General features: G+C 66.5%; 8 protein-coding genes. 7 read left to right on the plus strand and 1 reads right to left on the minus strand.

Annotated features, from left to right (window positions below):
* Positions 1-53 precede the first annotated feature (53 nt).
* The 7 genes from BST47_RS10760 to BST47_RS10790 all read left to right on the plus strand — a co-directional run bounded on the left by BST47_RS10760 (position 54) and on the right by BST47_RS10790 (position 9924).
* The gene (locus BST47_RS10760) at positions 54-623 is read left to right on the plus strand and encodes a TetR/AcrR family transcriptional regulator (RefSeq protein WP_107528921.1); all 570 of its coding nucleotides are present in this window, start codon (positions 54-56) and stop codon (positions 621-623) included.
* 32 nt (positions 624-655) lie between these two features.
* Entirely contained in the window at positions 656-1069 is a 414-nt protein-coding gene (locus BST47_RS10765) for an NINE protein (protein ID WP_083125551.1), read from the plus strand.
* Positions 1059-1478 (plus strand): DUF2752 domain-containing protein, encoded by a 420-nt coding sequence (locus BST47_RS10770; RefSeq protein ID WP_083125496.1) that lies wholly within the window; start codon positions 1059-1061, stop codon positions 1476-1478. The genes BST47_RS10765 and BST47_RS10770 overlap by 11 nt, the downstream gene beginning before the upstream one ends.
* An 86-nt stretch (positions 1479-1564) precedes the next feature.
* On the plus strand, positions 1565-6097 hold the full coding sequence (gene gltB, locus BST47_RS10775) for a glutamate synthase large subunit (protein WP_083125497.1): 4533 nt from the start codon (positions 1565-1567) through the stop codon (positions 6095-6097).
* Positions 6090-7598, plus strand: a complete 1509-nt coding sequence (locus BST47_RS10780; protein WP_083125498.1) for a glutamate synthase subunit beta — start codon at positions 6090-6092, stop codon at positions 7596-7598. The genes gltB and BST47_RS10780 overlap by 8 nt, the downstream gene beginning before the upstream one ends.
* 26 nt (positions 7599-7624) lie before the next feature.
* The gene (gene pyk / locus BST47_RS10785; RefSeq protein ID WP_083125552.1) at positions 7625-9043 is read left to right on the plus strand and encodes a pyruvate kinase; all 1419 of its coding nucleotides are present in this window, start codon (positions 7625-7627) and stop codon (positions 9041-9043) included.
* A 20-nt stretch (positions 9044-9063) separates the two neighbouring features.
* Positions 9064-9924: an acyl-CoA thioesterase II gene (locus BST47_RS10790; RefSeq protein ID WP_083125499.1), complete on the plus strand. Its 861-nt coding sequence runs from the start codon at positions 9064-9066 to the stop codon at positions 9922-9924.
* Here BST47_RS10790 and BST47_RS10795 read toward each other — a convergent pair.
* On the minus strand, positions 9921-10402 hold a 482-nt coding region (locus BST47_RS10795; protein ID WP_083125553.1), incomplete at its 5' end, for a DUF4190 domain-containing protein. The genes BST47_RS10790 and BST47_RS10795 overlap by 4 nt on opposite strands.

The following is a 10402-nucleotide window of genomic DNA, read 5'->3' on the forward strand; positions in this document are numbered from 1 at the left end:
GGTATCCAGAGTCCAAAAGTATGTCAACGGGGTATGATGGGACCGTGCCTCGGATGACCCGCGCCGAAAGCCAGGCCCAGACCAGGATGCAGCTGGTCAAGACCGCCAGGCAGCTCTTCTTCGAGGACGGCTATCACCCGACGTCGCTGGAAAAGGTTGCCGACGCCGCGGGTTTCTCGAAGGGCGCGGTCTACTCGAACTTCCGCAACAAGGACGAGCTGTGCATCGCCGTGCTCGACGAGGTCCGCGGAGAGCGTCTCGGCGAGATTCTCGACATCATGGCCAAGCCGGACGCCGCGTCCCGCGTCGAGGGACTGCAGGCGTGGGCCGAGCGCGTCATCGGCGATCCGGCCTGGACGTCCTTGGAAGTCGAGTTCGCTGCGCACGCCCGTCACAACGAGCAGCTGCGCAACGAACTCGCGTCTCGACTCAACGGCATACTCCAAATGCTCACCGGGGCAGCAGAATCCGCCGACACCACCACGCCGGCGCTGCCCGGCGGCGAAACGGCCACCGTGATGCTTGCCCTCGGAGTCGGCCTCGGATTGCTCCGCTCGATCGACCCGTCGCTGCCGGTAGACGGTCTCGCCGACGTCCTTCAGCTGGTGAGTGGCCAAACCTGAAGTAATGGCGGCATTTCTGGCATGCTGTGGGCATGACTGAGCCGCAGTTCGGTGGCAACGAATATGGAAGCCAGCCAACGCCGCCGCCCCCGCCGCAGCCTGGCTACCCACCGCCGCCGCAGGCCGGCTATCCGCCGCCGGGCGGCCAGTATCCGCAGGCCTACATGGACCCGAGCGCGCCCTTCGGCAGGCACCCGATGACCGGTGAGCCGTACTCGGATAAATCCAAGGTCGTCGCGGGCCTGCTGCAGCTGCTCGGCCTCTTCGGGCTTGTCGGCATCGGCCGCATGTACATCGGCCAGACGGGGCTCGGCGTCGCCCAGCTCATCGTCGGCCTGGTGACCTGCGGTATCGGCGCCATAATCTGGGGCATCATCGACGCGATCCTGATGCTCACCGACAAGGTGCGCGATCCGCAGGGTCGCCCGCTGCGCGATGGCACCTAGTACGACCAGCACGACCCCCAACCGGGGGCGGCTCTACACCGCCCTCGGCTCGGGTGCCGCCTTGGCCGGTGCTCTGGCCTACATCGGCATCGCCGACCCCCATCGGCCGAACTTCTTGTTCCCCGCGTGCCCCTTCCACGCGGCCACGGGTCTGTTCTGTCCGGGTTGCGGCGGCCTGCGCATGGTCCATGACGTTCTCAACGGCGACCTGCCCGCCGCCGTCGTCGACAACGTCGCCGCCTTGATCGGCCTGCCGCTGCTGCTGGTATGGGTCCTGCTGCGGCGCCAAAGTGGACGCCCATGGCTGACGCCGGTCTCCGGCGCCGTCATCGTCGTGGTCGCCGTCGCGTGGACGGTGGTACGGAATCTTCCCGGATTCCCGCTGGTCCCGACGCTTCTCGACGGGTAGGCAGCGCGCTGCGCTGATACAATCGAACTTCGGGCCGGTGCAGTCCCGGGACATGATTTCCCCGGACTGCGGAGGGTTTTTCCTCGATGCTCTACTCGGCAATCCCCGAGCCCCAGGGGCTCTACGACCCGGATAACGAGTCTGACTCCTGCGGCGTAGCCATGATCACCGATATCCAAGGTCGCCGGTCGCACGCCATCGTCGTCGACGGACTGGTTGCCCTGGAACATCTCGAACACCGTGGCGCCGCGGGCGCCGAACCCAACAGCGGTGACGGTGCGGGCATCCTCATCCAGCTGCCCGTCGAACTGCTGCGCGACGTCGTCGACTTCGAGCTGCCGGCGCCGACGGCCGGGGGCGCCAACACCTTCGCCGCCGGCATCTGTTTCCTGCCGCAGGGTGCCGCCGACAGGGCCGCCGCACGTGCCGACGTCGAAGCCATCGCCGCCGAGGAAGGGCTCACCGTCCTCGGCTGGCGTGAGGTCCCCACCGACCCGGACGGAGCCGAGGTCGGGGCGACGGCGCTCGGCTGTATGCCGCGCATGGAGCAGCTGTTCGTCGCCTCGCTGCAGCACCTCGGCGGCATCGATCTCGACCGTCATGTCTACCCGCTGCGCAAGCGCGCCGAGCGTAACGGGGTGTACTTCCCTTCGCTGTCCAGCCGCACCATGGTGTACAAGGGCATGCTCACCACAATGCAACTGCCCCAATACTTTCCGGATCTGCGCGACGAACGGTGCCGCAGCGCGATCGCGATCGTGCACAGCCGGTTTTCGACGAACACGTTCCCGTCCTGGCCGCTGGCGCATCCCTTCCGCTTCGTCGCGCACAACGGTGAGATCAACACCGTGCGCGGCAACCGCAACCGGATGCACGCGCGCGAGGCGATGCTCGCCAGCGCCAAGATTCCCGGCGACCTGTCCCGGCTCTCACCGATCTGCACACCGGAGGCCTCCGATTCGGCGTCGTTCGACGAAGTCCTCGAACTCCTGCATCTGGGTGGGCGCACCCTGCCCCACGCTGTGCTCATGATGATCCCCGAGGCGTGGGAGAACAACACCACCATGGAGCCCGCCGAGCGGGCGTTCTGGCAGTTCCACGCTTCGCTGATGGAGCCGTGGGACGGCCCTGCATGCGTCACGTTCACCGACGGCACGCTCGTCGGAGCTGTGCTGGACCGCAACGGTTTACGGCCAGGACGCTGGTGGCGCACTCTGGATGACCGCCTCATCCTCGCCAGTGAGAGCGGTGTGCTCGACGTGCCGTCCGCGCACATCGTCGCCAAGGGCCGGTTGCAGCCCGGCAAGATGCTCCTCATCGACACCGCCGCCGGCCGCATCGTGGGCGACGACGAGATCAAGGAATCCCTCGCCGGGCAGGAGTCCTATGGCGAGTGGCTGCACTCGGGGCTGCTCGACATCAAGACCCTTGCCGACCGCGTCCGTTTCCAGCCGAACCACGAGACCGTCGTGCGCAGACAGATCGCCTTCGGCTACACCGAAGAAGACCTGCGCATTCTGCTCAGCCCGATGGCCGCCTCCGGTGCTGAGCCGTTGGGCTCCATGGGCACCGACACTCCGACTGCCGTGCTGTCGCAGCGGTCCCGGCTGCTCTACGACTACTTCGTCGAACTCTTCGCACAGGTGACCAACCCGCCGCTGGACGCGATCCGCGAGGAGGTCGTCACGTCGATGGCACGCATCATGGGGCCGGAGCAGAACCTCCTCGAGCCGACCGCGGCGTCGTGCCGCCAGATTGTACTGCGGTGGCCGGTTCTCGACAACGACGAGCTCAACAAGATCGTTCACATCAACGACGACGGCGAGTACGGCGGCCTGAGGACCGCGGTCCTCAAGGCGCTCTACGACGTCGAGCGCGGCGGTGACGGCCTGGCCGACGCACTGGAGGACCTGCGCCTTCGGGCATGCGACGCCATCGCCAAAGGTGCACGCACCCTGGTCATCTCCGACCGCGACTCCGACCACACGAGGGCGCCGATACCGTCGTTGCTCGCGGTCTCGGCCGTCCACCATCACCTCGTCCGCACCAAGCAGCGCACGACGGTCGCTCTGGTGGTGGAGAGCGGAGACGCCCGCGAGGTTCACCACATTGCGATGCTCATCGGTTTCGGTGCCGCCGCGGTCAATCCGTATCTGGCGTTCGAGTCGATCGAAGACCTCGTCCGTGAAGGTGAGCTCACCGGCATCGAACCGGCTGCGGCAGTGCGCAACTACCTGAAGGCACTCGGCAAGGGCGTCATGAAGGTGATGAGCAAGATGGGCATCTCGACTGTCGCCTCCTATACCGCAGCGCAGGCTTTCGAGGCGGTCGGCATCGACAAGCACGTCATCGACGAGTACTTCACCGGTACGCCCAGCCAACTCGGCGGTGTCGGGCTGGACGTGCTCGCCGAGGAAGTCAAGGTCCGACATCGGCGGGCGTATCCGGAGAACCCGACCGAGCGGGTGCACCGACGGCTCGAGGTCGGCGGTGAATACGCGTTCCGCCGCGAGGGCGAACTGCACCTGTTCACCCCGGAAGTGGTGTTCCTGTTGCAGCATTCGACCCGCACCGGTCGCCACGACATCTTCAAACAGTATTCCGAAGAGGTGAACCGCCTCTCCAGGGAGGGCGGCACGCTGCGTGGCCTGTTCAGTTTCCAGAAGCTGAGGCCCCCGGTGCCGCTGGAGGAGGTCGAATCGGTCGACTCCATCGTCACCCGATTCAACACCGGTGCGATGAGCTACGGCTCGATCTCCGCGGAAGCGCACGAGACCATGGCCATCGCCATGAACAACCTCGGTGGCCGGTCGAACTCGGGGGAGGGCGGCGAGGACACCGAACGCCTGTATGACCCACGGCGTCGAAGTGCCGTCAAGCAGGTCGCCTCCGGTCGCTTCGGTGTCACCAGCGACTATCTGCTGAACGCCACCGATATCCAGATCAAGATGGCTCAGGGCGCCAAACCCGGTGAGGGCGGCCAACTTCCGGGGTACAAGGTGTACCCCAACATCGCCAGGACGCGGCACTCGACACCGGGCGTCGGGTTGATCTCCCCGCCGCCGCACCATGACATCTACTCGATCGAGGATCTGGCTCAGCTGATCCACGATCTCAAGAACGCCAACGCCGACGCCCGCATCCACGTCAAGCTCGTCAGCAGCGTCGGCGTCGGCACCGTCGCGGCGGGTGTCTCCAAGGCGCACGCCGACGTGGTGCTGATCTCCGGGTATGACGGCGGCACCGGTGCCGCGCCGCTCACGAGCCTCAAGCATGCGGGCATGCCGTGGGAGATCGGGCTGGCCGATACCCAGCAGACGCTGATGCTCAACGGTCTGCGCGACCGCATCACCGTGCAGTGCGACGGTGGTATGCGCACCGCGCGTGATGTCGTCGTCGCGGCGTTGCTCGGTGCCGAGGAATACGGCTTCGCCACTGCGCCGCTGGTGGTTTCGGGTTGCATCATGATGCGGGTCTGTCATCTCGACACGTGTCCCGTCGGTGTCGCGACCCAGAACCCTGAGCTGCGGGCGCGATTCAACGGCAAGCCGGAGTTCGTCGAGAACTATTTCCGGTTCATAGCCGAGGACATCCGTCACTACCTCGCCGACCTCGGTTTCCGCAGTATCGACGAGGCGGTGGGTCATGCCGAGATGCTGGACACCGACGAAGGCGTCGCCCATTGGAAGAGCAGGGGTCTGGACCTGGCGCCGGTGTTCGCGGTGCCGAACAGGCCCGGTGACGGGGCACGCCGCCGCACCAGGGGGCAGGAGCACGGCCTCGAAGAAGCGTTGGATCGCACGCTCATCCAGCTTGCCGAGGGTGCGCTGGAAGACGCGCATCCGGTCCGGCTCGAACTGCCGGTGCGCAACGTCAACCGCACCGTCGGCACGTTGCTGGGTTCCGAGGTCACCCGCCGCTACGGCGCTGCCGGGCTGCCCGACAACACGATTCACATCAGGCTGACCGGGTCCGCGGGTCAGTCCGTCGGGGCCTTCCTGCCGCCCGGCATCACCCTGGAGCTGATCGGCGACGCCAACGACTATGTCGGCAAGGGGCTGTCCGGGGGACGGGTCATCGTCAGGCCGCCGGACGACGTGCTGTTCCTGCCCGAGGACAACGTCATCGCCGGTAACACGTTGCTGTTCGGCGCCACCTCCGGCGAGCTGTATCTGCGCGGCCGGGTCGGCGAGCGATTCGCCGCACGCAACTCCGGGGCGCTGACCGTCGTCGAGGGCGTCGGCGATCACGCCTGCGAGTACATGACCGGCGGGCGGGTGGTCGTCCTCGGCAAGACGGGCCGCAACATGGCAGCGGGCATGTCCGGCGGCATCGCGTTCGTGCTCGGGCTCGACCCGAAGAAGGTCAACACCGAGATGGTCGAACTGCAGCGGCTCGAACCCGAGGACTTGACCTGGTTGCGGGACGTCATCTCCACCCACGCCAAGTACACCGGAAGCACGCTGGCCGCCAGTGTGCTATCCGACTGGCCAAGGCGCAGTGCGCAATTCACCAAGGTGATGCCCCGCGACTACCAACGGGTCCTGGAGGCCACCTTGGTCGCCAAACGCGAGGGCCGCGATGTCGACACCGCGATCATGGAGGCGAGCCGTGGCTGATCCGACAGGATTTCTCAAGGTCCCCAAGGTCGAAGCCGCGAAGCGGGCGGTTGACGAACGCGTCGGTGACTGGCGCGAGGTCTACGAACAACAGGATCCGCACCAGCGCGCGGGTGAGGTCTCTCAGCAGGCCCGCCGATGCATGGACTGCGGAATCCCGTTCTGCCACTCCGGAAGCGCGGGCTGCCCGTTGGGCAACCTGATCCCGGAATGGAACGACCTGGTGCGGCGCGGCCGCTGGGATGCGGCGAGTGACCGTCTGCACGCGACGAACAATTTCCCGGAGTTCACCGGACGGCTGTGCCCGGCACCGTGTGAAACGGCGTGTGTCCTCTCCATCGGAGAGGAGCAGACCGGCGGCAGCGTCACGATCAAGCGCATCGAACAGACCATCGCCGACCAGGCTTGGATGGACGGCATCGTCGAACCTCAGCCCGCGGCCATCGCGACGGGTAGGCGAGTGGCCGTCGTCGGATCGGGTCCGGCCGGACTCGCTGCGGCACAACAGCTCACGCGTGCCGGTCACGATGTCACGGTGTACGAGCGTGACGACCGGATCGGCGGTTTGATGCGCTACGGCATCCCGGAATACAAGCTCGAGAAGGGCACGCTGAACCAGCGGCTGGCCCAGATGCGGGCGGAGGGAACGCGTTTCGTCACCGAGTGTGAAGTCGGCGTCGACCTGCCCGTCGAGCGGCTCAGGGCCCAGTACGACGCCGTGGTGTTGGCGGTCGGTGCGCTACGGGCACGCGACAGCGACGTGGAGGGCCGATCGCTCAAGGGCGTGCACCTGGCGATGGACCATTTGGTGCCCGCGAACAAGGAGTGCGAGGGTGACGGCCCGAGCCCGGTCTCCGCCGAGGGCAAGCACGTCGTGATCATCGGCGGCGGCGACACCGGCGCGGACTGCCTGGGCACCGCCCATCGTCAGGGGGCGAAGTCCGTGACCCAGCTGGACTACAACCCGGAGCCGCCGGAGTCGCGCGACGAGTCCCGCTCGCCGTGGCCGATGTGGCCGGTCGTGCTGCGCACCCGCCTGTCGCCGGCGCACGCCGAAGGTGGCGACCGCCGATACGAGGTGGCGGTTCAACGCTTCCTCGGTGACGACCATCAGAACCTGCGTGCCATCCAGATCGCGGAGGTGAAGGTCGAACGGGACGCCGATGGGCGTCGTGTGATCACACCTGTCGGTGACTCGTTGGAACTTCCGTGTGAGTTGGCCCTGCTGGCGATCGGTTTCGACGGTGTCGAGCACATGCCGCTGCTGGACGGGCTCGGTCTCGAACTCAACCGTCGCGGAGCGTTGCCCTGCGGGTCGGACTGGCAGACAGACGCGCCCGGCGTGTTCGTCTGTGGCGATGCTCACCGTGGGGCCTCACTGATCGTCTGGGCCATTGCCGAGGGCCGCAGCGCCGCTCATGCCGTGGACAAATACCTGATGGGGGAGTCGGATCTGCCCGCGCCGGTGATCCCGGGCGCGCTTCCGCTGGCCGTCGTCTGAATCGATTAACGACTATGCTCGCAGGCGTGAATAGACGCGGAAAGATCGTCTGCACTCTGGGTCCGGCCACCGCTACTGACGACGCGGTCAAGGCACTGGTCGAGGCCGGAATGGACGTCGCAAGGCTCAACTTCAGCCATGGCGATTACTCCGATCACGAAGCCAACTACAAGCGCGTTCGCGCAGCATCCGACGCCACCGGCCGCGCCGTCGGCATCCTCGCCGACCTGCAGGGTCCGAAGATCCGCCTCGGCAGGTTCGCGGCGGGGCCGACCTACTGGGCCGAAGGTGAGACCGTGCGGATCACGGTCGACGACTGCGAAGGCACCCACGACCGGGTGTCGACGACCTACAAGCGGCTCGCAGAGGACGCCACCGAGGGCGACCGGGTGCTCGTCGACGACGGAAACGTCGGTCTGGTCGTCGACCAGATCGACGGCAACGACGTGGTGTGCACCGTCACCGAAGGCGGCGCGGTCAGCAACAACAAGGGGATGTCGCTGCCCGGCATGAACGTGTCGGCCCCCGCGCTGTCGGAGAAGGACATCGAGGATCTGGAGTTCGCGCTTCAGATCGGCGTCGACCTGGTCGCGCTGTCGTTCGTCCGTTCACCCGCCGATATCGAACTCGTGCACGAGATCATGGATCGCGTCGGGCGGCGGGTGCCCGTCATCGCCAAGCTCGAGAAGCCCGAGGCCATCGACAATCTCGAAGCCATCGTGCTGGCTTTCGACGCGATCATGGTGGCCCGCGGCGACCTCGGTGTCGAACTACCCTTGGAAGAGGTCCCGCTGGTACAGAAGCGGGCCATCCAAATGGCAAGGGAGAACGCCAAACCCGTCATCGTCGCGACCCAGATGCTCGAGTCGATGATCGAGAATTCCCGGCCGACCCGCGCCGAGGCGTCCGATGTCGCGAACGCGGTGCTCGACGGCGCGGACGCCGTGATGCTGTCGGGCGAAACCTCGGTGGGCAAGTACCCGCTGGAGGTCGTCAAGACGATGGCCCGCATCGTGCGTGCGGTCGAAGAGAACTCGGTCGTCGTCCCGCCGCTCACACACGTGCCCCGCACCAAACGCGGCGTCATCTCGTATGCGGCCCGCGATATCGGCGAGCGGCTGGATGCCAAGGCGCTGGTCGCGTACACGCAGTCCGGTGACACGGTCCGCCGGCTCGCACGGTTGCACACCCCGCTGCCGCTGCTGGCGTTCACGTCGTTGCCCGAGGTCCGCAGCCAGCTCGCGCTGAGCTGGGGCACCGAGACTTTCATCGTTCCGCACATCCAAACCACCGACGGCATGATCAAGCAGGTCGACAAGTCGCTGCTCGAGCTCGGCCGCTACAAGCGGGGCGACCTGGTGGTCATCATCGCGGGCGCTCCACCGGGCACAGTAGGCTCCACGAATCTGATCCACGTGCACCGGATCGGGGAGGACGACGTCTAGTCGCACGGATAGGGGGCCACGTGTCAACGGCAGATTTGGACGAGCTGCTGGCGATACTGGATCTCCGTCAGGTGGACGACGACACGTACGTCGGTTCGCACCCGAGCAAGAATCCGGTGCGCACGTTCGGCGGTCAGATGATGGCGCAGTCCCTGATCGCGGCGAGCCGCAGCCTCGAACATGTCTTGCCGCCGAGCGCGCTGTCCGTGCATTTCATTGCCGGTGGCGATCCGGAGAAGGACCTCGAATTCCACATCGCGCGACTGCGCGACGAGCGCCGCTTCGCCAACCGCCGGGTCGACGTGATGCAGGACGGCGTGCTGTTGACCAGCGCGATGGTGTCGTATTTGGCCGGGGGCCGCAGCCTGGAACACGGGATCGAGCCGCCTGAACTGCCGGATCCGTTGACGGTGCCACCGGTCGACGATCTGCTGCGCGGATACGAGGATGTTGTTCCGCATTTCGTGAACGCGCTGCGGCCGATCGACTGGCGCTACACCAACGATCCGACCTGGGTGATGCGCTCAAAGGGGGAGAAGCTCACCTACAACCGGGTCTGGATGAAGGCCCAGGGCCAAATGCCCGACGACCCCGCACTGCACGCCGCAGCGCTGGCGTATGCGTCGGACACCACGGTGCTGGACTCGATCATCACCACCCACGGACTGTCCTGGGGGTTCGACCGGATCTTCGCGGTCACCACCAACCACTCGGTGTGGTTTCACCGCCCGGTGCGGTTCGACGAATGGGTGCTTTATTCGACGTCGTCGCCCGTGGCCGCCGATTCACGGGGCCTGGGCACGGGGCACTTCTTCGACCGGTCGGGTCAGTTGCTGGCGACCGTGGTGCAGGAGGGCATCGTCAAGCACTTCCCGCGCTAAGGCGTTGGGGTGACGGTGATCGAGAACTGGTCCTCGAGGTTCTGGGTGAACTGGTCCGAGCACTCCTGCTGGGCAGCCGGATCCGAGCCGGCCCGGTTCAGGCAGTCGACGAGGTCGGTCCCGCCGACTTCACCGAATCCCCATATGAACAGCCCGATTACGACGATGGCCTCGATGATGCTGAGGAATCCGAGCACGATCCCGGCAATAGCGACGCCTCCGTTGGTCGCCTCCCCGCGCTTGGCCTTGCCCCACCCGAGGAACCCGAGAATCACTGCGACGACGCCGAGTACGACGCCACCGACGACAGTCAGCAGCGCGATGATGGCGGTCACCAATGCCGCGATTCCCAAACCATTTTGGGGTGCGGACGGTGGCGGTGCGTACCCGCCGTACGGCGCCTGCTGCTGCGGCGGCGGATAGCCTCCGGGATACGCACCGTAGGACGGTGGTGGGGGTCCGGCCGGCGGGTACGCAC

It is taken from the genome of Mycolicibacterium tusciae (genome assembly GCF_002086795.1).
Taxonomy (GTDB): Bacteria; Actinomycetota; Actinomycetes; order Mycobacteriales; family Mycobacteriaceae; genus Mycobacterium; species Mycobacterium tusciae.